At 53.9% G+C, this 22,459-nt stretch carries 23 protein-coding genes and 2 pseudogenes; 20 read left to right on the plus strand and 5 right to left on the minus strand.

The genetic code is table 11. The annotated features are described in order from the left end of the window. The 8 genes and pseudogenes from RBH26_RS14250 to RBH26_RS14285 all read left to right on the plus strand — a co-directional run. Nucleotides 1-941 (plus strand): annotated as a pseudogene (locus tag RBH26_RS14250) (conjugal transfer protein); the annotation flags it as partial. A 4-nt stretch (nt 942-945) separates the two neighbouring features. Then, nucleotides 946-2,133, plus strand: a complete 1,188-nt coding sequence (locus tag RBH26_RS14255; RefSeq protein WP_306759047.1) for a hypothetical protein — start codon at nt 946-948, stop codon at nt 2,131-2,133. Next, nucleotides 2,126-5,188, plus strand: a complete 3,063-nt coding sequence (locus RBH26_RS14260) for a TraM recognition domain-containing protein (RefSeq protein WP_306759048.1) — start codon at nt 2,126-2,128, stop codon at nt 5,186-5,188. Before RBH26_RS14255 ends, RBH26_RS14260 begins: the two co-directional genes overlap by 8 nt. Before the next feature lie 772 nt (nt 5,189-5,960). Then, nucleotides 5,961-6,830, plus strand: a complete 870-nt coding sequence (locus tag RBH26_RS14265; protein WP_306759049.1) for a hypothetical protein — start codon at nt 5,961-5,963, stop codon at nt 6,828-6,830. A gap of 123 nt (nt 6,831-6,953) precedes the next feature. Next, nucleotides 6,954-7,997: a M48 family metalloprotease gene (locus RBH26_RS14270; RefSeq protein ID WP_306759050.1), complete on the plus strand. Its 1,044-nt coding sequence runs from the start codon at nt 6,954-6,956 to the stop codon at nt 7,995-7,997. A gap of 398 nt (nt 7,998-8,395) precedes the next feature. Then, entirely contained in the window at nt 8,396-8,860 is a 465-nt protein-coding gene (locus tag RBH26_RS14275) for a hypothetical protein (RefSeq protein WP_306759051.1), read from the plus strand. 158 nt (nt 8,861-9,018) lie between these two features. After that, entirely contained in the window at nt 9,019-9,312 is a 294-nt protein-coding gene (locus RBH26_RS14280) for a hypothetical protein (RefSeq protein WP_306759052.1), read from the plus strand. 398 nt (nt 9,313-9,710) lie between these two features. Continuing rightward, nucleotides 9,711-9,983, plus strand: coding sequence for a PadR family transcriptional regulator (locus RBH26_RS14285; RefSeq protein ID WP_306759053.1), 273 nt, complete (start codon nt 9,711-9,713; stop codon nt 9,981-9,983). A gap of 555 nt (nt 9,984-10,538) precedes the next feature. Here RBH26_RS14285 and RBH26_RS14290 read toward each other — a convergent pair. Further along, a complete protein-coding gene (locus RBH26_RS14290; protein ID WP_152943990.1) occupies nt 10,539-10,799 on the minus strand; it encodes a MarR family transcriptional regulator in 261 nt (86 codons plus the stop codon). Between the two features lie 121 nt (nt 10,800-10,920). On the opposite strand from RBH26_RS14290, the gene RBH26_RS14295 reads away from it, so the two are divergent. The 7 genes and pseudogenes from RBH26_RS14295 to RBH26_RS14320 all read left to right on the plus strand — a co-directional run bounded on the left by RBH26_RS14295 (nt 10,921) and on the right by RBH26_RS14320 (nt 16,918). Beyond that, on the plus strand, nt 10,921-11,172 hold the full coding sequence (locus RBH26_RS14295) for a HalOD1 output domain-containing protein (RefSeq protein WP_306759054.1): 252 nt from the start codon (nt 10,921-10,923) through the stop codon (nt 11,170-11,172). 297 nt (nt 11,173-11,469) lie between these two features. Next, nucleotides 11,470-11,907, plus strand: a complete 438-nt coding sequence (locus RBH26_RS14300) for a hypothetical protein (RefSeq protein WP_306759055.1) — start codon at nt 11,470-11,472, stop codon at nt 11,905-11,907. A gap of 775 nt (nt 11,908-12,682) precedes the next feature. Next, on the plus strand, nt 12,683-13,579 hold the full coding sequence (locus RBH26_RS14305) for a DNA-binding protein (RefSeq protein ID WP_306759056.1): 897 nt from the start codon (nt 12,683-12,685) through the stop codon (nt 13,577-13,579). A 210-nt stretch (nt 13,580-13,789) separates the two neighbouring features. Then, a pseudogene (locus tag RBH26_RS21360) lies at nt 13,790-13,939 on the plus strand (transcription initiation factor TFB); the annotation flags it as partial. A gap of 335 nt (nt 13,940-14,274) precedes the next feature. Next, complete coding sequence (locus tag RBH26_RS14310) at nt 14,275-15,165, plus strand: hypothetical protein (protein ID WP_306759057.1); 891 nt, start codon at nt 14,275-14,277, stop codon at nt 15,163-15,165. 880 nt (nt 15,166-16,045) lie between these two features. Then, complete coding sequence (locus RBH26_RS14315; RefSeq protein WP_306759058.1) at nt 16,046-16,546, plus strand: hypothetical protein; 501 nt, start codon at nt 16,046-16,048, stop codon at nt 16,544-16,546. 6 nt (nt 16,547-16,552) lie between these two features. Beyond that, on the plus strand, nt 16,553-16,918 hold the full coding sequence (locus RBH26_RS14320) for a hypothetical protein (protein WP_306759059.1): 366 nt from the start codon (nt 16,553-16,555) through the stop codon (nt 16,916-16,918). Nucleotides 16,919-17,042: 124 nt separating this feature from the next. On the opposite strand, the gene RBH26_RS21365 is transcribed toward RBH26_RS14320, so the two are convergent. Together RBH26_RS21365 and RBH26_RS14330 are read right to left on the minus strand one after the other, a co-directional pair. After that, nucleotides 17,043-17,246: a hypothetical protein gene (locus RBH26_RS21365; RefSeq protein WP_345784084.1), complete on the minus strand. Its 204-nt coding sequence runs from the start codon at nt 17,244-17,246 to the stop codon at nt 17,043-17,045. A 268-nt stretch (nt 17,247-17,514) separates the two neighbouring features. After that, nucleotides 17,515-17,805, minus strand: a complete 291-nt coding sequence (locus RBH26_RS14330; RefSeq protein ID WP_306759061.1) for an ArsR family transcriptional regulator — start codon at nt 17,803-17,805, stop codon at nt 17,515-17,517. Between the two features lie 251 nt (nt 17,806-18,056). Here RBH26_RS14330 and RBH26_RS14335 point away from each other — a divergent pair, with 251 nt between their 5' ends. Next, entirely contained in the window at nt 18,057-18,461 is a 405-nt protein-coding gene (locus tag RBH26_RS14335) for a hypothetical protein (protein ID WP_306759062.1), read from the plus strand. 123 nt (nt 18,462-18,584) lie between these two features. Continuing rightward, nucleotides 18,585-18,809 carry a hypothetical protein gene (locus RBH26_RS14340; protein WP_306759063.1) on the plus strand — a complete coding sequence of 75 codons (225 nt, stop codon included), beginning with the start codon at nt 18,585-18,587 and terminating at the stop codon, nt 18,807-18,809. An 83-nt stretch (nt 18,810-18,892) separates the two neighbouring features. Here RBH26_RS14340 and RBH26_RS14345 read toward each other — a convergent pair whose 3' ends face one another. Both RBH26_RS14345 and RBH26_RS14350 read right to left on the minus strand, forming a co-directional pair. Further along, nucleotides 18,893-19,870: a hypothetical protein gene (locus RBH26_RS14345; RefSeq protein ID WP_306759064.1), complete on the minus strand. Its 978-nt coding sequence runs from the start codon at nt 19,868-19,870 to the stop codon at nt 18,893-18,895. A 130-nt stretch (nt 19,871-20,000) separates the two neighbouring features. Further along, a complete protein-coding gene (locus tag RBH26_RS14350) occupies nt 20,001-20,279 on the minus strand; it encodes a hypothetical protein (RefSeq protein ID WP_083912373.1) in 279 nt (92 codons plus the stop codon). A gap of 440 nt (nt 20,280-20,719) precedes the next feature. Here RBH26_RS14350 and RBH26_RS14355 point away from each other — a divergent pair, with 440 nt between their 5' ends. The 3 genes from RBH26_RS14355 (at nt 20,720) to RBH26_RS14365 (ending at nt 22,401) form a co-directional block, all read left to right on the plus strand. Further along, nucleotides 20,720-21,010 (plus strand): PadR family transcriptional regulator, encoded by a 291-nt coding sequence (locus RBH26_RS14355; protein WP_306759065.1) that lies wholly within the window; start codon nt 20,720-20,722, stop codon nt 21,008-21,010. A gap of 244 nt (nt 21,011-21,254) precedes the next feature. Beyond that, entirely contained in the window at nt 21,255-22,190 is a 936-nt protein-coding gene (locus RBH26_RS14360; protein ID WP_306759066.1) for an ImmA/IrrE family metallo-endopeptidase, read from the plus strand. Then, nucleotides 22,183-22,401, plus strand: a complete 219-nt coding sequence (locus tag RBH26_RS14365; RefSeq protein ID WP_306759067.1) for a HalOD1 output domain-containing protein — start codon at nt 22,183-22,185, stop codon at nt 22,399-22,401. The genes RBH26_RS14360 and RBH26_RS14365 overlap by 8 nt, the downstream gene beginning before the upstream one ends. Nucleotides 22,402-22,459 lie beyond the last annotated feature (58 nt).

Genomic DNA, 22,459 nt, shown 5'->3' on the forward strand with positions numbered 1-22,459 from the left:
TCGCGGAATCAGAATCCGCACGCGACCGTGCTGCGCAGTATGCAGACGAACTCGCAATTGCGTTTCAGCCATTCCGCGAGGGTGGGGCTTATGAAAACCTCTCTCACCACTCAGAAGTCGATATCCTCGAGGGCGACAACAAGGTCGTCTATATCGACCTCGGACAGATCGAAGGCAGCGCATCGGGAATCGACCGTCAGACGTTCCTGATGCAACTGTTGCTCTCGATGATCTACCAGCAGGCGAAAAACACCCACCGGAACGTCGAGCTCGCGATCGATGAAGCGCACTATCTCTTCGAAGATCAAGCGAATCTCGACTTCCTCGAGACGGCGTTCCGGCACCAACGCCATGCGGGGCTTCGAATGGTGTTGCTCTCGCAGACGGCTCAAGAATTCTACGAAACTGAGCAGGCAGAGAAGATCATCGGCATGTGCCCGATCAAAGTTCTCCACAAGCTCCCCGAACTGGACGATCGGACGGCCGACAAAATCGGCTTGACTGAAGAGCAGCGTCGGTATGTCAGAGGTGCCGACGCCGGGAAAGAGGACCTCGGCTATAGTCAGGCACTCGTCCACGTTGAAGAACACGGAACGTATCCACTGCACGTTGTCGCTGATGACTTCGAGAAGCGGGTCATCGACTACGAGCCCGAGGACCAGGCCTTTCTCGAGCAAGCGATTCGTGATGAACCAGCGGAACTGCTTGCGTTCGAAGAGTTCGTCGAGAACGAAGCCCAGCGCAACGCGCTTGCGACTCGTCTCAATCTCAGCCCAGATGCGGCTGGTCGACTTCTCGAGGAGGATCTCACGAAAGAGGAAGTTCTCGATGTGATCGTTGAACATGCTCTCGAGGAAGACAGTGAGAAGTCGCCTGTCCGGCCTGATGGCGGGGAACCAGCTACTGAACAAGACACGACTGATCCCGAGTGTGACACTTAAGACCATGACTAGGTTCAAGCAAATCCAGGGAATCCTGAGTTCGTCGCCACAGTACGAGGCGACGAAACTCGACTTTGGAAAGTACGACTCGTTCGTCCAACAGCAAGCAGATACACCAGGAACGCTGCTTCGGATCCGCCCCTACAAAGAGAACAATGGTGTGGTCGATGGAGCGGGCGTTCTCCAGTCAGTTCACGATGTGACGACGAACTTCCGTGGGAAGAATACGAGCGACCACCACTCGTTTGAGGTTTGGTTCGACGAGGGGAAGATCAAATTCTACATGCACGCTGCTACCGAGGCAGCTGCAGACAAGTTCAGACGACGTGTCGGGAACAACTACGCTAACAGTGAGGTCTTCCCGGTTGAGGAGGGCTATGCGTTCCCCGTTATCGACGCTGACCAATACGTCGCTGGAGCGTGGCTCGAGATGGAGAAGATCCCCTACTATCCGATCCGCCATCACAATAGTGAGGGCTTCGAGATGGATCCCTACGGCGAAATTACGAGCGAAATGCTCTCGCTCGACGAGAGTACCGTCGTTACGCAGGTCGTCTTCCGGCCTGCGAAACAGTCGTGGACTGACGGCGACCGGTTCAAGCACAATAGCGTCGACGAACTCGCTGACGCGCTTCGGCAGGGCACATCCGTCGGCTGGCTCAATCCTCGTACGCGACCGCCGACTGAGAAGGACAAACAGGCCGCGAAAACCATCGAACAGCAACGTGGCCAACAGGCCTTCCACGTGAACATTCGCGTCCTCGCTGCCTCGAGCGAACAAGACGAGGCTGAGGCCCGTGCTCGTGGCGTTGCGGGGATGTTCAGGAAGTACTACAACGCGATCACTGAACAGGGCCTGAACGACAATCCAGTCTGGCATCGTCGAGAGAGCAAACGTGCAACGCGGCTTCGGCGGTTCGTCGAGCGGATGTGTGACCGCGAGTGGATCGACCGGCACATGATCATGACCGTTGACGAACTCGCCGGCGTCGCACACATCCCCAATTCGGAGATTGAGACGCCAAAGATCGACTGGCGGTATACACAGCGTGGTGATCGGCTGCCAGCAGATGGGAGCCGATACGAAGCTGACGAATCACCGGTAGATGGCCAGATCCCCGGCGTTCCGAACGAGACTGCAGTCCGTTTTGAAGAGCCAACTCGAGAACAGGGGGAATTCGATAATGTTTGATCGCTTCTTTGGATCCGGTGACGAGGCTTCCAGTGACGACCAACAAGATGCGCACGCCGCTGGAGGCGATGAACAGCCAGAAGAAAACACGACCGCTGAATCGTCCGCTCATCAACAACCCGATCTCGATGAGGGTGAACAATACGATATCGTAGAACAGAACACGACTCGTATTGGCGGAAAGCCGATTATTACGGAAACAGCCGATGAGGGGACAGTTGCAGGCCCGTTCGTTCGAGAAATGTTCGAAGCTGGGATGTACAATGCACCAGCGCCACTCTGGATCGGCTACTCAGAGGACCCCCAGACTGGGTTTCGTGAGGCACCGCTCCGGTTCGAAGCGCTCTTTCGACACACCTGGATCGCTGGAACGACCGGCTACGGAAAGACGACCGAACTCCTGAATATGATGGTCCAGTGGGCGTACTCCGGCTATGGCTTCACGTACTTCGACCCGAAGGGTCGTGACTCTCGAGAACTCCTCCGGATGCTCCCCAAACATCGTCTCAAGGACGTGGTTTGGATTGAGCCCGGCTCGACCACCCACGAGAAGACGATCGGGATGAACTTCCTCGAGGTCCCCGAGTGTGAGACGCGCGAGGAACTCGAGAACGAGATTGAAAATCGGGTCGAGAATCTGAAAGCAGTTTTCGACACCTCCGATTACTGGGGCATCAACATGGAGGCGATCACCGAATCAATGGCGCGAGCGATGATGAAATCGGAGAAGCCGTTCTCGATCATCGATATGTACTTCACGTTGCTCAACGCTGAGCGGCGCGAAGACTTCGCGCTCGATGTTGAGGACCCCTACATCAGGGAGTTCTGCCTCGAGATCGCGAATATGGAAGAAGAGACGATTCGGCCACTTCTGAAACGGATCAAGTCGTGGGTCGAGAATTCGGTCATTCGTCGAATCATTGCCCATCGTGAGAGTACGATCGATTTCCGAGACATCATCGACAATGATCGGATCGTTATCGTCCGAACGCCCGTCGAGAACACGGACATCAAGAAGATGGTCACGCTCGGCGTGATGCGGAATCTCTGGAGTGCGATTCAGCGGCGGTCATATGAGCTGGATACGACGCCGGATCCCTACTTCGTCCTCTGTGACGAGTTCGATGATATCGCCAGTGACAATCTCGACATCGAGTCAATGCTGGCTCGAGCCCGGTCGATGCGGCTCTCCGTGACCCTTGCCTCGCAGTATCCGTCGCAGTTTGACGAGGATACGTTGAAAGCGATGCAGAACAACTGTGACAACCTCCTCACGTTCTCGGTTAACGACAGTGATGACGCCGAACTGTTGATGAAACGGTTCCGCGACTACACCGCAGAAGATCTCATCACGACCGACCAGTTCAAAGTGTGGACGCGGATTCCTCTCTCTGGAGGACGATACTCCGAACCCGTCTTGATTCGGACGTTTCCGCCATATCCGCCTCTCCGTGGGACAGACGACGTCGATGACATCATCGAACAAAGTCTCGAGCGGTATGGGACCGAGCCGCTGACAGATAGCGAGATCCTCCGCAATCTCATCTACCGCGAGTACAATGAGGCGGCAAGTTCTGACGAACTCATCGTTGATCGGCTGATGGCCGAGGCAGTTCGTACCGTCCAGTTACGGGAGGATGTTCGCGACCAGAACGGCTGGGTTCCTGTGACCGACGTCGACGCAGCGGTAATTGATCGTCTCGAGAGTGAGACCGGTGGGACCGCTGAAGCCCTCACTCCAGACACTGCAACCGAGGAGTTCCCTGATGTGCGTCAGGAGTCGCCGTTGATTGACGTCGATCTCAGTGCCAACAATGAGACGGTCGTCGTTCGACTCACTGACGAGGGCGAAGACGTTGCTACACCTGAGACTGGTGATGTGCGCTCTGCAGGTGGCTCGGAACACGATGCCCTTCTCTTTGATCTCGAGGCAGCGCTGACGAAGCTCGGCTTCACCGTTGATATCTATGAACAAGATGGGAGTGAACAGCCTGATGGAACGGCCACACATCCTGATTACGACGGTGAGTTTGCGCTTGAAGCTGAAACAACGACACCGGAGCGGCCAGCGAAGGTCCTGCAGAATCTCAAACGTGCTCAAGAAGACGACCGGATTCCCCTGTTTGTTGTGCGGCCGGGAGACGAGAGGGTTACTCACGCGGCAGCCCGGCTCGAGAGTATCTTTGCGTCGCCAGTCCGGGAAATGGCAGATGGCACAGAGAAACTCTACAATATGGACGAACACGTCACGTTTGGCGATGGAGCGACGGCTCGTGGGGGCGTGACGGCTGTTCGACCAGCTACTGGTGAGTCAGCACGAACGGTCTGGAAACGTGATGGCGGTGAGCGTGTCCTTTCGGACGGCGACACAGAATTCATTCGAACGGCATCGTCGGTTACACTCTCGAAGGATACTGTGCCAGCATACTATAGCTACGACCGTGAGACGGATCAGTATACGGTCTATGAGCAGGGTGAAACCCATGTCTACGATACGTTAGATGCATTCGAGGCAGATTGGACGCCGATCAAGCGTCCCTTTGTTCCTGAGACTGATCTACCGGATCCAGAATTCGATCGAGACAGCTATGGCGTGGTGATCCTGCCAAAGGACGCACCACCACAACTCTACGTGGAAGGCGAAGCAGCACCCCTGACAGACGAGGTCGAGAGGCTATTGGAAGCTGATCAAGAACCCCTACAAGAGGACACGGATACTTCGCCAACAACTGACCAAGATCAGCAGACGGGTGATGGCACTCCAGAGTTGGATCCTGACGGAGATGGTGTTGCTGTCTTCGTCGATCAGTTCCTCATTGCCGATACCGAGGGCTCGGTCTCGAAGAAAGATCTCTATCAGGCCTATGTGGCGTGGGCGGAGAGACATGACCTCGACTACACCAATGATGTCTGGTTTGGGCGAAAACTGAGTGGCCATCTTGAGATTGGTAGCGACCGGCGGCGGAAAGATGGAGAACGTATCACTGTTCATACTGGAATTGAACTGACCGATGCTGGTGTCCGTCTTCTTGAAGAGGTGAATAAATCAGAATGATGAGTGGTTTGTCTGCGTTTCAAAATCAGCTCGTGTCCAGGGTATTTTCGAATCAGAATACCTCCATGAAACCGCGCTTGAAACGTTCTCCGTGCAGTTTGGATCGAGCTGTCCAGGGTAAATCTCTATTCAGGATACGTGCTCATCTTGGTGTCCAGGGTAAAAATCGCAAGACTGCGTTACTGTCCAGAGTAAATGGTGGTCAAAAACCAACTAGTATAGAGAGGGTTGCCGCCGCAAAACATGGTAAAGCAGGGTGGGAGAGCTATTGGGAATCTGTCGTGCCGCTGATAATGTGGCGGCAGCACAGTAGCACGGCGCTACGGTGGTGTTGGAATACATGAAAGAGAAGCAGACACATTCAATCGATACGAGCGGCATTCCCGAGATTCTCCAGGAGTACGACCAGTGGATCTGCTGGCATGCCACGGAGCGTGATGGGAAGGCAACGAAGGTCCCAATTGTTCCTGGGACTGGCGAGTATGCCTCAGCAACTGACCCACAGACATGGCGCCCCTTCGATGAGGCACTCGAGTATTTCGAGCGTGGCGAAGCGGCTGGGGTCGGGTTCGTTTTCACAGACGGTGATCCATTTGTCGGAATTGACCTCGATGACTGTCGTGATCCAGAGACCGGATCTCCGGGAACAGATGCTCGAGAAATCATCCTCGAACTCGAGTCGTTTACAGAGGTATCACCGTCAGGGACTGGCTATCACGTTATCGTCCGTGGGTCACTGCCTGGAGACCGGAGTCGACGTGGATCAGTCGAGATGTATGAGACAGCACGGTTTTTCACTGTGACTGGCAACCATGTCGAGACAACACCGCTGCAGGTGATGGAACGACCTGCTGCACTCGAGAGCGTGTACACCGAGTATATCGCCGAAACAGAGCCGTCTCACAACGAGAGTAAAGTGGGAACACAGCAGGCTTCGACGCATGAAACCAGCCAGAGCGTGACGCTCGAGGATGAAGAACTGCTCGAGCGAGCGCGGAACGCATCGAATGGCGAGAAGTTCGAGCGGTTGTGGCGTGGCTCAACTGCCGGCTACGAGAGTCAGTCAGAAGCAGACATGGCGCTGTGCTTCTTGCTGGCGTTCTGGACCGGTGGCGACGCTGCTCGAGTCGACCAACTCTTCCGACAGTCGGGACTGCTTCGAGACAAATGGGATGAGGTCCATTACGCGGATGGATCGACATACGGCGAGAAGACGGTCGAACGAGCAATCGCGAACACAGACGATGTCTATGATCCATCGAGCAGCGAGGCGTCTCGTGAGAAGCAGACAGGAAAGCGAGGGCAGACGACTATACAGGACCTCGCTCAAGATGGACCGTCATCGGCAACTGACCAGACCATTGGTGGGACTGAAGGAACGCAAGCAGCGTATCTAGCCGAAAAAAACCAGTTATTGACTGAGCGTGTGTCTGACCTCGAGGCGACGCTCGAGCAAAAAAACGAGCGTATCAATGAACTCGAAACAACCAATCGAACGCTTCGCGATCGACTGACAGCTTGTGAGGAACGACTTGAGCAGCACGATCAGCGTTCAGAACGCGAGACAGATGTGGATTCGTCTCCCGATCACGATTCGCTCTGGACTCGTACAAAGCAGTTCGTTGGCAGAAGAGAAGAATAGCTCTGATGCTCTCTCTGTTTGGCTTCCACCTCGAAAAGTGAGTCAACTTGCAAAGGTGAACTGAAAACAAACCAATGTCCCAACCGAGCGAGATTTGGTCTCCTCGATCACATACCTGATTCAATGACGAATCAGCGGCATTCACTGCGCAGATCTACAACCGAGCTGACACCGTGGATAGTGCTCTCGGTAGCTGTATTTCTCGGTTGTACACTTTATCTCAGATGGGCTGTTCCGACTGCCGATCTCTCTACGGTAGCCATCTTCTTGGCAGTCGTGAGTATCCTGGCATCTGCTCTCGTACATTTTGTTGTTTACTCAGCACAACATGTGTTGGCAGAAGTACAGCGGATTCTCGATGAAGAGAGCTCTCGTACGGATGCGATTACACGGATTGCAGTCATCGGATTCAGTCTTCTCGTATCACTCGTCGCTGGTGGACTGCTCATCTTTGGAGAATCACTACTCGAGCTTGTTGTTGCGGTGTTCCTTCTTGCAGGAATGGTGGCGATGTCGGGTACATTCATTCGGAATCATGTCGCAACACGACCCTTGAACAGGCGAGAACGCGCTGCATGTGAGATAGGTTCCGACCAAGACATCGCATTTCGAGTAGTTACTGGCCAGTTCGGGCAGACGATCAACGGAATTGCTGCCGGCGTCTTTCCGGCTTACAAAGTCATTCTGATCAACGAGCACTCGTTTGAAGCACTTGACACCAAGTACATCGCCATGATTGCAGCTCATGAACTGGGGCATGTCGACGAAAACCACGCCGTTATCTCCTTGGTTGGGACGGTAGTGCTGACAGCTCTGTCGGTCCTCTCTCTTCGGTATTTTGTGCAGTACCACTGGATGCTGTTCTTGGTTACCGGTAGCGCCGTGCTCGTTGGACGGGTCGTGTTCGCGTGGACTCGTCGACAGCTAGAGTATCGAGCAGACAGATACGCAGCCAAGCTTCTCGAGGACCCACACCAAGTTGCCAATGGGTTACGCGCACTCAGAGATACTCGAATGGCAGAGACAGCTGATGAACAATCCCCCGGAAGGCTATATGAGAGAGCTATACGCCGAATACAACACTGCTGGACACGCATATTGTCTACACATCCTCCGATAGACGACCGAATTGCACAGATTGAGCGACTGAGTCGGAACGCTGACTGACTAGTGCTGGTGCGGTTTGATGGAATGTCCGTAGCACTCGGCTAACTCGGTCAGACTTCTCCCGCTGCACGTATCCGGCTTTGTTGAAACTATCAGGTAGTGATAGGTTCAGAACTCTCTGCGGTAAGTACAGATGATTCAGTGAACGCTCGCTGCGCTCGGCTCACTTCGTCATACCGCAACGAGACGCGCTCTCGAGCGCGTCTCGACACCGCTCTGGCTGATTCGAAACTGCGAGCGAAGCGAGCAGTTTGCACTTGTAGTGAGCAGTGGTTCTGCGGGAATAAATGTATAAAGAATGGGATCTCGACAGAGCTACGTATTCTCAAACGATCCCACCGGAGTATTTTTTCGCCCCGAGATGGGTGCGGGGCGATCGAACTGCCCCGAGATAGTGAATGACTTCTGAGCGACAGCACCCACGAGACCGTGGTATCGATCGAGTACCAGCCCACCGACAGTCCACTGAACCACCCTGGTCTGGACTCGAGTTACGCGTTCCGAACGACCGAAGTCGGGAGTCACTCGTCTCATTTGTCGAGTGTGTTCTCGTCGAACTCACACATGCAGACGTCGGTGCCGAGTATCGATCATCGAACATTTGGGGAGTTAAACTGACGCAGTACATCGCTGCCGATACGGTTGGCGAGAGATTCAAAAAGCGCCATTACGACGAACGGCTCGGCTGGCACGAGCAGACGATACCCCGACAGGACGTGCGCGAGGAACTGATCAACCGCCTCTCACGGCCCGTGTCACTAGCGACGAATCAGAGTCATACTCATCCTGTTGAGGAACCAGATACGTTCCGGGTGAATCCGACGTGGCAACTGCGAACAGGTCGACGGACCAGCAAGAGGTAGTCATCGGCCGTCGGTACTCCAGCCTGTTGTTGGACGTAGGTCACTGACTCCAGTACGCATTACCTGGTATCTTCGACTCGACTGTGCTTCCAGCAGCGAGTTTCTTGACGCCATGAGGCATGAGGCGCACTCAATAGTGTGCCGTCATGTGATTGACAATGACTGAGCCGAACCCCATTGACGACACTACAGACGATTACAGACAATTCGAAGCCAGACTCGTTGCCCATGATCAGGATGCAACTCGCGTCATGACAGCGGATATTGGCGACACAGCCGCCCGAAAGCTCGTTACTGAACTTATCGATAACGATCTGGTGACACCAGTCCCTGGCAAGCGGGTGTTCGTCCACGAACCAAGTGGGACCGCTTTTGACTCGAGCACCCAGCTTGCTGTCTTCCATCGGGGCTGGACCGCTGCTCGAGATGACGTCACGGGGGAGGAGTCGTGACACAGTAGACACTCACGGGGTGTTCGTTCTGTGAGGCGCCACCCGGAACGGAAACTACGGAAACTGGCACTGCATACACTTGGGGGAAAGACGGGCGAGTCAGATAAGCGAACTACTACACGATCACAGCTCGTGGTCAACGCGAACTCGAAGCCCGCTGAGAGTGGACAGATAAGTACGTCAGAGGTATCTTCTCGAGTTCGGAGTGAGACGACTGCGGCCGCTGAGCGTGCATTCTGAATCGGAGCCCTCGAGTGGTGTTCCAGTACGCACAGCGTCTCAGGATGGCAAGAATGGTAAGGAAGTCTGCCAGTAATATAAAGAATTGACTAGTTGGGTCGGCTTATACCTGCATACGTATATAATAACAAATATTATCTTGCTTGAATGGCTGCACCATGGACGACCTTACAGGATTCCAACGGGACCTACTATACGTGATCGCGGGCGCTGACCAGCCATCTGGACAGGACGTCAAAGAAGAGATTGAGCAGTATTACAGTTCGGAGATCAATCATGGCCGGTTGTATCCTAATCTCGATACGATCGTCAACAAGGAGCTCGTCGAGAAAGGACAACTTGACAGACGCAAGAACTATTACGCGATCACAGGTGAGGGGGAGCAAGCAATCGAAAAGCGTCATGAGTGGGTATCCCAGTACGTCGACTGAATTGAGATCAGAAGCGGTCTGGATCATTTCTTTGCTCCCTGAATCGGTAAGTACAGGTAATACAGTTACCGGAGTCGTGACAGGTGGCGTGCTGGAGTGACGAGTCGTCCACACGGGGGACTTGATATGTGATTACACTTTCCGTCTAATAAATGTCTAATCTAGGAACTACAAAAAATTATATATTTGTATAAAATAAGTTTATCACATGAGTGGCCCCTCGAATGTACGCCTCTTTGCAATAGCACTAGTTTCCGCACTCCTAAGCCTCGTCTTTTATGGCATAATCAATGAGATATATAAAACAAATGATGGTGGATGGTTGACACTAGTAATCGCCGTTGGAGTCTTTTCAATATTAATGTTCGTCGAAGGTTTCATGACAGGTGATAGCTGATAAGATAGAACGGTTATCTTATCTGACAGAGATTCTGGCGTTCAGTCCGCAAACCCATTTATCGGCGTGTTCTCCGTCAAAATGGATGAAATCAACACCGTAGGAAGCGTTCTGTGGCTCCCTATATTTATCCAAGACCGACTTTTCTCCAACTGAATTTAATTGGACTCGAGGTCTCGAACGTCGAGTTCACCGGCGAGATACTGTTTGCCCTCACGAGTAATGTCGTAGACACCGTTGCCAAGATGAACGAGAAGTCCATACTCGACGAGCGTCTTGCAGCGAGCGTTGATGTGTTGTCTAGAGAATCGTACACGGTCGCTCTCAGCCATCTTTTTGGGTGTATCGGGCCCAGCGTCAGCTAGATGTTCCAGAATCCGATCGTCAGCGCGAGACATCCAGTCAGCGTCAAAGCGCATACTCCACTCTGCTTGCGCCGACAGTATCCCACACGCGCTAAGTCAAGTATTGAGTCTATACGCAACTGTAGTTGACTCCAAACTCTTTAAGCATCGTCAATCCGAAGCACTGATCGTTCAAATGGATCGATCACCGAGAAATGGGGATAGCTCATCAACCGATCTTGTCGTTGCAATCATCGAGACGCTGGAAGCATGTGGACTCGACCGTGACGACTACCAACTCTACGACACTGTTGATCCCGAAGCACTTGAACAGTTGCTGGACTCATCGACTCGAGATCTCGAAGTTCGATTCACTGTTGAAGGTATTCGAATTGCTGTGACGTCGGATGGTATCGACGTTTTGGCTGACGAACAGCCAATGTGTTAGATTAGTCGCGAAGCCCGCAACCACTCGGGTTCCCGTAGACGATATTTTGATACGGACTGCTGTAACTATGTACCGCCGATCGCCAGGACGGGGTCGGCGATCGGCGGTAATTGACTACAGAAGACCGTATGAGACGATGGAAAAGTAGCATAGTGCTATTCCCACAGCTCCTTTTATATCATATAAACTGAACTATTCGTTCATTACGCGTGCGAATGTATCAACGGAAGTCAAAACAGATGGGAATGATAGCATGACACCAGCAAGTACTTAGTCAGAACATTATTATTGTTATATATGAAGCGGCGTACCTTTCTTGCTTCTGTGGCAGGAGGAAGTATCGTTGCCAATTCAGGATGTCTTAGTCAGATTTCGGGATTTGGTCTTGATACAGAATTTGAGACGACTGACGCGGAATTGCCCGCCGAAGATCCACCAGATGTAACTGTTGATGATAATACTGTTACCGTCCGAGGGACGATTGAATACGGCTCAAGTGAATGTGGTGCAGTTGAATTGGCTCACGCGGAGTACGAAACTTCACAAGAAAAATTAGACGTGCTTGTAGTTGCTGCTGACGATTCAGGTTCGCTGTCATCCTGTTCAGACGACCTTGTTCAAACGGGTTACCGTCTTGAGGCCACCGTTAACGATCTCCTCCGATCAGTTGCTGCAACTGAACACCATCTGGCAGGAGAAACATATTCGACAACTATTGATTCTATTGATACCTGATATATAACCGATTTGGACGCTTTATTCTGTTATTTGCTTGCTCTGTAGTGTGCGGATGGGCCACTGAACCAGCTCTGTAAAGGAGTTGATCTCGATGAGTGGCTCGCAATCATCGCTTTCAATAACAGGGAGAAAGCCCCTGGCGCGCTCGAGTTCCGCACCTCGCTGCGCTCCTCACAGGTTGCGGTGCTTGCGTCGGCGGGGTTCCTCGAGCGCGCCAGCCCCTTTCAGACCCACCCACGTGGACTGATCGGGCTGCTGTTGCGTTGGTTGCTCGCTCTTGGGGACCGGCCCGCCCCGCTCGCCGCATGCCGCCCTCCGCGTCGCTCGCGACCGACCATTCCGGGCTGCGGTTCGCTCCTGGCGTCGCTCACCGTTCCGGGCTAAAATGAATCTGGTCTCGGCGCCAGCATTAAGCGCGTTTTCGGTTGCGCCCCTCGCGGGCTTTCGCGTTCCAGCGCTTGGTGCCGCCTGCGCTGTCGCGCGCCACACCGCGGCGCGCGTTCTCGACGACAGTCGCGCTGGACACGGACCCGCAGTCCGGGCCGGACACGAGAAACGGCTTAAAGCTGGCCGCTCGCTTCGGGCGGGTCGCCGCGCGGTGCTGGTTGGGACACCGCATTCAGGCGCGCTCTCGCTCGCGCCCGGATGGGCGCTCGCGAAGGCGCGAGCGCGAGCGCGCAGATGGATCTAGTCGGTCGGTGTCGTCGGAAAACCGCGATGTCACAGCATCGCGGTGGCAGACGCGTGAGCGCCTTTGGAGATCAGAACTCCAATGTCTAGTAACAACTCGAGTAGCAAGGTCGTTACGGTCGATGAACAGGCACTCAAACAGGCGGACGAGCAGGCAGTCGATGAAGACGGCTTCCCGGTCGTCGACGAGACGCCGGAATTCGAGGCAACAGTCGAGCAAGAGATCCAAGCAAAGGTGGATGCGAACCACCCAGACGGCATCGTCGATACGAGCGATGACCGGATCTATGGCGCGACCCTCGAACAGGAAGAGCGCATTCGAGCACGAGAGGATGAGATCGAGCGGATCAGTGCCCAAGCCGAGTTGGGAACACAGGAAGGCCGAGAGAAGCGGACGCGAGCAATCGCTGCGAACCAGAGCAAAGCGCGGCGTCTCGAGTTCCAGAAACGGGCGGCGAGCGTGGATCCGATGGCGGACCCGGAGCGAGCAGATCCCCGGACAGAGCTTACTCAAGAGCAGTTGGCGGCCGTGAACAAGCAGTCGATGCGACTCGCAAAGCAATTGGATGGTTGGTCTCGAGCAGCGATCAGCCGGCGGTTGAGTGAAGCCGTCGTCGGTGGCCAAGACCTGACAAGTGCGGTCGTCAACGTGTTCGAGGAACTGCAGATGGCGCCCGGACACGTGATCCCCATTGGAAAACTCGAGGAGGTCTCTCGGAAAGAGGTGAGCATCGAAGGGCGTGTCGAAACCCTGTGGGATCCCTCGCATCCGAGTATCGCACAGGTCGGGCTCATCGCAGACGACAGTGGACAGACGCGTGTGACCATCTGGAAGTCCTCAGATGCGCCGTGGATCGAGGAAGGCGAGCAAGTGCGCATTCACAAGGCTGCCCGGAACTGGCATGAAGGCCGTGTCTCACTGGCCGTGACCGGGTGGTCGATGATCCACTTCCCCGAGCGCGGCCGCTGGTGGGAATAGCCGAAGCAGACCCCTTTTTTGCTGGTGTGAACGCAGTCACCGCCACCTCCCACCTCCTCCACGGTCCGGGCTGCTCACGGCCAATGGCCGTTCGCTGCCGGGCTTTCGCTACGGCATGAGTCCCGTGCTACCACTATCAACTGAGATGTTTCTGTGCCCCACGAGTGGGTGAGGGGCAGTCGGAGCTGCTCATTGCCTCTCGAGAACACCATGACTCTCAGAGAAATTTATGAGACGGCGTTCGACGAAGACGTCCAGCCCGACTCGAGTGCCAGTTCGTGTCCGAAGTGCAACGGACGGGTTACCACCAACGTAGTCGAAACCATGTGTGAAGACTGTGGGTATCTCGTGGAAACGCAACACAACCAGATGCGGAGACGAGTCAATTACGCGTAGATCGCATGCTATTAGCCAAAATCATACAAGTATTGGAGCAAGACATTTACCGAAGGGATAACAAGAGTTTGGACAATGCCAGAATGTGATGGCTGTGGCTCTCATGTCACTGAGAGCTATTACCGGGTTTTCGCTGTTGATGGGAAGCTCCCAGCGTGTATCCATTGTTCCACCAACCGTGACGCTCGAGAAGCAGGACTCCGCGACCAGTAGCTTCTAAGTAATTCTATTGCTAGCTCTTCTCTATCGAACTATAACCTGCATCGAGACGCAAGATAACACGATCCACTATCCAATCAATGACTGATCGATATTCTGATTTTGAGGAACTTCGTCCGACCGGCGAAGCGTCAGATGTTCCAGATGAGACACTCAGCGAGTGTAACGACGGTGAACCTGATCGACAGCGGGTTGCGACGGCGACGACTGGATATCCAGACACACCAGCGGAAACGGATACCGAGTGTCGGTCCTGTGGCGCACCGATCCCAGCTGACCAGACGAAATGCCTGTTCTGTCTCACCAACCATCTCGAGAACTCCTCTTCTGAGACAGACGCACCAGCACCAGAGTGGACGCTCCTCGGCGTCGTCCACATGCTGGTCGAGTCGTCGACGTTCTACGGCGCCGTCGCGAAAGGCGGGGCCGCTGCGACGCTCCTTGCCTCGAGTGTGACGGGATCAACCGTCGACGACTGCATGATCATCTATGATCTCGAGGACGGGCCCGTAGCCCAATTGACTAACCAGTGGCCTGTGCTTCCTGCTGCAGTACAGATCAAATCTGCTGACGGTGAGCAACTTCTCGCGGCCGCCCGTGATCGAACAAGATGGAGTGACCAACCCCACCCAGCCGCGGATAGTGACCACGAACCTACAACATATCTCTACGACGAAGGTGGGACTGGTATTCGCGACGAGCAGCGACTCACGACGCTGCTCGACAACGCCGGTGATGATGCGTGGTTAGTCCCTGCAATTGCCCTCCAGCAGGCACCTCAAGAGCGTGAAACTGAGAATCAGGACAGTGGCATTCCGACCAAAGAACGCCTCGAGTGTCACCAGTGCGGACGCACAACCGATCATCGATTCAGCGATCATGAATCGGTTCCCGACGAAACCTGGACCGGCCACGCAATCTGGGAGTGCCAGGTCTGCGGGACGCCGCGCTACGGGCCGAACCCAGAATGAATTGCCACGCACCATGTCTTAACCAACAAACGACGATGGTGCAGCGTGGATGTTGGTTAATCGAAGCAGTAGTCCATGCGATCGTGTTCTGTTTGTCTGCGCTGCGATCGGCTGAGTCGCAATCAATGGATCCACGCAACACACCAGATATAGACTGTATCATGCACTCACCCAACTCAACAATCTCGAGGGTGATCAGCTAACTGACGCAGACAGAAACGATCGAGACAGCAACGGCGCTCTTGGAAGAAGTGAGTCTTCTCACTCGACCAGAGCGTCGTGAACCTACTGATACCCACATCAACTCTAACCGAGCGTGCCACAGAATCGATTACAGGGCCATTGGACTCCGTAGTGAACGGTAAGTACAGGGGAAGCAGTTACCGGGCAAGGAATATGCACTCAGTTATTTGAACCACTCACTATTGAGTCTTCCATCCCCGTTCCAATACCAGCGAATATAGGTATAGAAAATAGCGAGTATAACAGCAAGGGAAACGACTGTTCCTATGGGTTGCATAATCCCCTGTACTAATTTGTTTTACATATAACTGGTGGTCACTTCGCACGTCTACTTACCGGCTGATTCAATCAAAAAGAGTTGAAGCAAATCACTTGCAGGGCTTTCTATAACGTGCTCCCTAACCAGCAACTCCACTCGAGCTGGAGATATGAGTTCCGAAGGCGTTCACGTTGATTCGATGCTACCGCCGAGTCAGACGGTCTGCGACCACTGTCAATGTTACTACCGGTCCAGATCGCTCTACCACTCGAGAAATGCGCGCTCCAACAGTGATTTTGTGCGCCGGTGATGGGTGCCGGCGCACTGAGCAGAAACAGACGAACACTGACCAAGGTGTCGGCGAACTAAGGTGAGGAAATGCATATGATCATCTACGCACTGGTAGAGGCATCGACAGCAGAAGAAGCGCTTTCAACTGGACAGACGGTGTTCGATCGACTAGTCGGTGCAGAGCCGCAGTCCTGTGCAGTATTCGACTACTACGTCACCTTCGACGAAGAGGACACGACAGTGGCTGGAAAAGCACGGTGGGGTGACCTGCCGACGGCTGCGCCCATCACATCAGAAGAAGGCGAGGACCTCCTCGAGCGGGCCTGGGAGACCACGAAGAAAGAGTTCCAGCGCAATCTGAACCGAGTGAAGCAAGCACTCGAGGAACGCAGCGACGACGAAATCATGCGCGACGCGGGCCTTGCCCGTCATGCCTTCAAGCGGGTCGGTGCCTCCCAAGGCCCGTCGATCTGCTTGTACGATCAACATGCGACTGGGATCCGTCATCGCGGACACCTCGATCGACTCCTCGAGGAAAAGGGTGAGAACAAGACGTGCTGGATCGTGCCGGCAGACGTCCATTTCTGAGTGACCATGCCACGAATACCCAACTGGACGCGAGAGAGTCGAACACCCACGCTAGCATATCAAAACACAGAGACTGGAGCGCGAGCCGTTCTGCATCGTGCACCGGATTCCTACGCGTACAAGTGGCGAGCAGCGATCCTCGTCGACGGCTATCCCATCTGGTCTCGAGGCTTCGAGACCAAAGAAGCGACCAGCGTTCGGGATGCACTTCGGGACCGACCAGACCCCGAACTCTCGTGTCCAGAGTGTCCGAACGACGATGTCATCGTCGGCCAGAAAGCTGCTGCTGGTGCGAAGGTTAAGCGATGGTTCGACTGTCCTGACTGTGGCTACGAAGCGCCCTCGAAGATCGTCTACGGCGCAGAACGCTAGCAGAACAGATAGTGAGTAGCAACGCAACTCATAGTTTCATCTCATTTCTCTCGAGTAGTTGAGAAGTTGGAACTGATGAATACAAAGCGCATATCTCGCATATGACCGATGTGGCTTCAGAGAACTACTGAGAGAGATCGGCATACAACTGAGTCATTCCACACTCCGGGCAAAGGAACGCGTGAAGCGGAGTTTGATAACCGACACCGAGACGATCAAGCACACCGCCGTCTCTCTCAGTTTTAACGTAGAGGTCTCCGACTCCTTCTGCGGTGACGTTCGTTTTCTCCATTCTAATCTCACAGTTCGGACAGTGGCGCTCACTCATCGGTCTCACATCATTTTCACCGGCGAGGTATATACTTGCGACATCATTCACAGAAACCGATCTGCTGAACTCATTCTCTAAGTCTTGCACGTCAATTTCAACACATTCGTGATCTGTCACACAGGGACGTATGAGAATCGACGCTAATTTCTATGAAAAAGAGAGGGGTTCACACAGAACGGAGTTCACATCTGGAATATCTAATTCGGTTAGTGAACACTCAAAAGAAAATAATCCTCTAATACCAGTCTCGAGGTGAAAACACACCTCAACCAGTAGATGTCGTCTCGTCTTCGATCAGTTGTTCGAAATCGACCACCTCATCGTACTCGTCTCTGTGAGCGAGTGCTGCTTCCCCCTTTGATGTGATTTCGTAGAGTCCGGACTGTTCCTTGGGTCCGATTTTGCGTACGAGACCGTAGTCTGCAAGCATCGGCAGTCGAGTGTTGATGTTCTTTCGCCCCTTCCCCGTATGCGCCTTAAGATTCGTTGCAACGTTTCGGCCTGTTTCCTCGAGTGCCTCGAGAATCAAGAAGTCTGTCGGTTGTCGGAGTTTCATTATGGCCGTCCACTGTCTATTGGGAGTAGATACTATTGTGAGATTATATTAATAACATGATTTACTGGCAGTGCTCAATGCAGTCGTTTTCTCGACTGACAAAGCCTACAAGAGGCTTTTTGATGCCAACTCTGAGTGAAACATACAGCCACTACACATGCTTATTGCGCGTTTGACCGCTCTCAAGTGTCCAAGTTCGGTAGATCCCGACAGGGTCGCAGTTAAAACAGTACGAGGCGTACTATTTTCACATGTTCAGAACAATTATTGGTCTCCTCGGAGTCATCATCGCACTGTTTCCAGCGAAGATTCGCTACCTCTATGAACAGGTCGCTCTCAAGAACCCTGACGAGGTCAACGCGAAGCCCTGGTTCACTCCTGCGATTAGAGCAGAGGGCCTCCTATTCGTGCTCGTCAGCGTACTTGGAGGAAAGGCGTATCGAGTGTCTCTGTATCTCTTGGGATTGGCGGGTGCTGTTGCTCTCTTCTTCCCGCGACGCGCACTTCGAATTAGCGCGAACTATTCCTACGAGGAACCAGAGAGTATCGAATGGAGCAGGGGACTCGTACAAGCGATTCGTTGTTTCGGCGTGCTGTACCTTCTTATTGCGCTCGACGCACTGACCAGTTCGAACCGAGATCCGAACGATGCCTGACGGGAGAAGTGTTCCACCCTTCTCCTGTACTTACCGCAGAGAGTGCCGTCTGCTCACTCACGGCGAATCTCGAAAGTATCGGCACAGTTTGTTGTGCCTCAACAAGAGCAGAGGCACCATTCAATGGGTAACACTCCAGAGCACTCCAACGACTCGAGCGATCTCTCACCAGCGCAGCGCCTTGAGCCACCGAATCCGCGACTCATCGACGCCAGCATCGCAACGATCAACGATATGGACACGTTGCGGGCCTGCGTTGCCTACGAAAACCAGCACCAACAACGTGTCCCGATTCTCCGCCAACTCGAGGAGAGAGCCATCGAACTCCGCGCACAGGATGATGACTAACTCGGCACACCTGCTGACAGATTGAAGGACGACCGAGAGAGACCCTACCAGTCTCTTGCATCGTATATGATGACGAGAAAAATTCAACGGTCGTCATTGTACTCCGTCCCTGCACGGAAGCTTGTGAGGTCGTCAATACGGTCTTCGAGTGCTTCGATTTCCTGTTGCAGTTCCTCGGCTTCTGTTTCCTCACTGGTAGCAAGTCGATCCTTCAATCCTTGGAGGCGTGACTCTTTGACGTCGTCGTCGACATCTGCCTTGCGAACGTATTCGCTCTCATCGATCTCGTAGACATCGGACTCGGTGAGCGTCGTCACCTCGAGTGCTTCGTCGACTTTCTGACGGTCAACGCTCATGACCCGCTCGGGGTCGATCCCTTCCGCCTCGAGCATCAAGAGGACTTCTTCGTCGTCTTTGAGCGAGCGGTTGCGGCGACTCGTGCGCTGGACCGAGCCATACTGACCGGCAACAGGCCGGTCGTGATGAAGCCGTGAGAGAAGCACATCGGCGACCTCCTGGCGAAAGTCGTTGGCATCACGCTGGACATCCGACAGCAGCGTATAGAGATTTACGAGGGTGGCTGTCTCCAAGTCGGGTAGGTCGGTTACGTTGTGGCGCTCGAGTGCATCGATCAGCAGCAGGCCATCCGAGTAGACATCGAGTCCCTCTGGTTCGGTGCGGTCGTCGTCATCAGGTTCGTGTGCCGTGTCGGCCAGTTGGGTCGTCGTCGGTCCGTCTGTCTCAGCGATTACACCCGCGTCCTCGTCGATCTCGAACCGAGGATGAACACTCAACACCGCTGGATACGGATCAGCATCTGGCGGGAGTCGGTCGAGATCGAACCCATCGTGGGCGGTCTGTATCTGATGGTAGAGTGTTTCGAACTGCTCACGTTGGAGCGGACGCTTCTCGTTGGACTCGTCAAACTGGACGATAACGCGGTGTTCCTGGACACCTGTGATGTGGATGCGAGAGTGCGACAACGGTGTGATTAGTGTCGCGTCCGCCGGCAGCTCATCCAGATGCTCGAGAAGCGTGTGCCAACTGACGCTAAATGGCATACACGGAAGTTACGCGTCGTCTCGACTAAACCTTGTTCTCGACGGACAGCAGAGAATTCCTCTATCGGTTTAATCCACTAACTTCGACGGTGAATGTGTCGGTAAGTAGATCTGCTTATTGATCGAAGAGTTACTCCCGGAATGGTGGAACGAGATTAAAAGCACCGGCTGCCACTACAAGCCCAAGTGAAACCAAACCGACGCCGAATAGAACTCCTGTCGTAGAGGACGCAAGTATCACTTGGGTGCCTGCACCTATGAACAAGAGCGCAAATCCGAGAAGAAATACGGTTCCAAATACATCAATAAGTGCGTCCTTGACAGCAGTTTGAACAACGGTATAGAGTTCGTCTTGAGTGAGTCCTGTTATCTCACCGCCATCTGTTTCTCTGTCTGAATCTGTCTCCATACTGTTGATTATATCTTACTGGTTTAAGTATGGCGGTGGTGCAGAAGTCTTCACAGGCCTTGTACTTCCAGAATCTGATTTTCTGAATGGGAAAATTTCAACCCTGTTTGGAATGGTTCTATTGCAGCGTTTGGCCCCTGTTCATATAGTGGGTGCTATTAGAGATCCGCCGAGTTAGACCTTGAGACTAGTTCTGCACCACCGCCGGTTTAAGTATATTAGAGTACACTTTCTGGTCCGACATGTACCTGTTCTGTACTGAACGCTCATTACGCATTCAGGTAGGCGTGTTACCGCTTATTTGATATACTCATATCACACCACGATTCGGGTTGCTCACAGCCAGTAGTCGTTTGCTGCCGGGCTTTCGCCAATTGTATTTCCGATCGAGAAAGTCTATGTTCAATATAATTAACCCCGCTGCAGCCATAGACCAGAATATGTACGACTTGACTGGCTTTCAACGCGACTTGCTCTATGCAATCGCCGGCCATGAGGAGCCACACGGACTCGCGATCAAAGATGAACTCGAGAACTACTACGAGAAAGACATTCACGCTGGACGACTGTATCCAAACCTCGATACACTCGTCGACAAAGGACTCGTCGATAAAGGGACGGTCGATCGGCGAACGAACTACTACACACTAACGCGTCGGGGTCGACGCGAGACCGAAGCACGCCGCGAATGGGAACAACAGTATGTTGGTGAGCTGCTCGTAGACTCATAGCCCAAATACCGTCAAGCAGATTTTCTAAGCGGTCACTCGAGCCCGAAAGCCGTCTCCGTGCTGTCTTATCCGACATTTTCGTAGCCAGTAAGTCAGCACCAGTTGCCATGCTCGCTCTGAATTTCGACATCCGCTGACTAACGAGCTTACAACTGCTCGAGTCTGGCGTGTTTTTTGAGACCCGCTGAGGGGCGGAGGTCTTCTCGAGTTCAGTTCGATTCGATTCGAGAAGCAGTGATCAAACATGGCTACGAGCAGCAGCACCCGGGAGACGTTCGACGATTCGGACACCCGGCACGACGAGATGCACAGTACGATCGAAGCATGGATTCAGGACCTCGTCAATGAGGTCAATTCCGCCGTCTCGAGCGAGCAATTCAAACAATGGTTGGATGTCCAGAGTCGCTTCCACGACTACTCTTACCGAAATACGCTGTTGATCAAACTCCAGTGTCCCCACGCAACGCGCGTTGCTGGCTACCGAACGTGGCAGAACGAGTTCGATCGGCACGTGAGTGAGGGTGAAAAAGCAATCTGGATCTGGGCACCGATTATCGCGAAACAGTGTCCTGAATGCGGAAACTCGCCATCGTACCACGAACGTAGCGACTGTGAGTATAACGACACTGAGCCTGACGACTGGAACAAGGGACTCGTGGGCTTTCGACCCGCGCCGGTCTTCGATATCTCGCAGACAAAAGGCGAACCACTTCCAGAACTCGAGACCGAAGCGAACGGCAACGCCGGCGAATTGATCCCAGCACTCCTCGAGGCGGCGTCCTCGCTCGAGGTAGCTGTCGAGTTCGTGTCTCCTCGAAAGTGGTCTCACGGCAGCGCCAAGGGCGTCTGTCAGTATCGCCTGGAGAAGCAGCCACTCGTGGAAGTCCGCGATCGTGAAAACGAGGCAGATCTCGCCGTCACACTCGTTCACGAGTACGCGCACGCACTGCTGCACGGTGGTATCGATACTGAAGACGAACGGTCGAAACGCGAACTCGAGGCTGAAGCCGTTGCCTACATCGTCGGTCGGTATTTCGGGCTGGACACGAGTGGGTCAGCGTTCTACCTCGCCGCGTGGGAGGGGGACGAACCGAAGACGATCCTCGATCGACTCGAGCGGATTAGTTCGACCGCCCAGGAGATCATCGACGTTGTCGACGAGGTGATGGCTGATGACTGACGAGCCGCTTCTGCTCGAGATTGTTCATGCGCTCGAAGAGCAGGGTCTCGCTCGTGACGAATACCAACTGCAGCGAGTGATCGACGTCGAAGCCCTCGAGCGGGTCGTGGACTCGACGGGTCCACAGACCGATCTCGAGATTTGGTTCTCGGTTGGTGAATTCCGTGTGGTAGTGACACCATCCGATGTGGCCGCGGTCAAAACTTCGTAGAACGGGACGCCAAAACAAGGCTGTCATAGACTATTTGATCTGTTGAGCTGGTAATCGC

This window comes from Natronolimnohabitans sp. A-GB9 (assembly GCF_030848565.1).
GTDB lineage: Archaea > Halobacteriota > Halobacteria > Halobacteriales > Natrialbaceae > Natronolimnohabitans.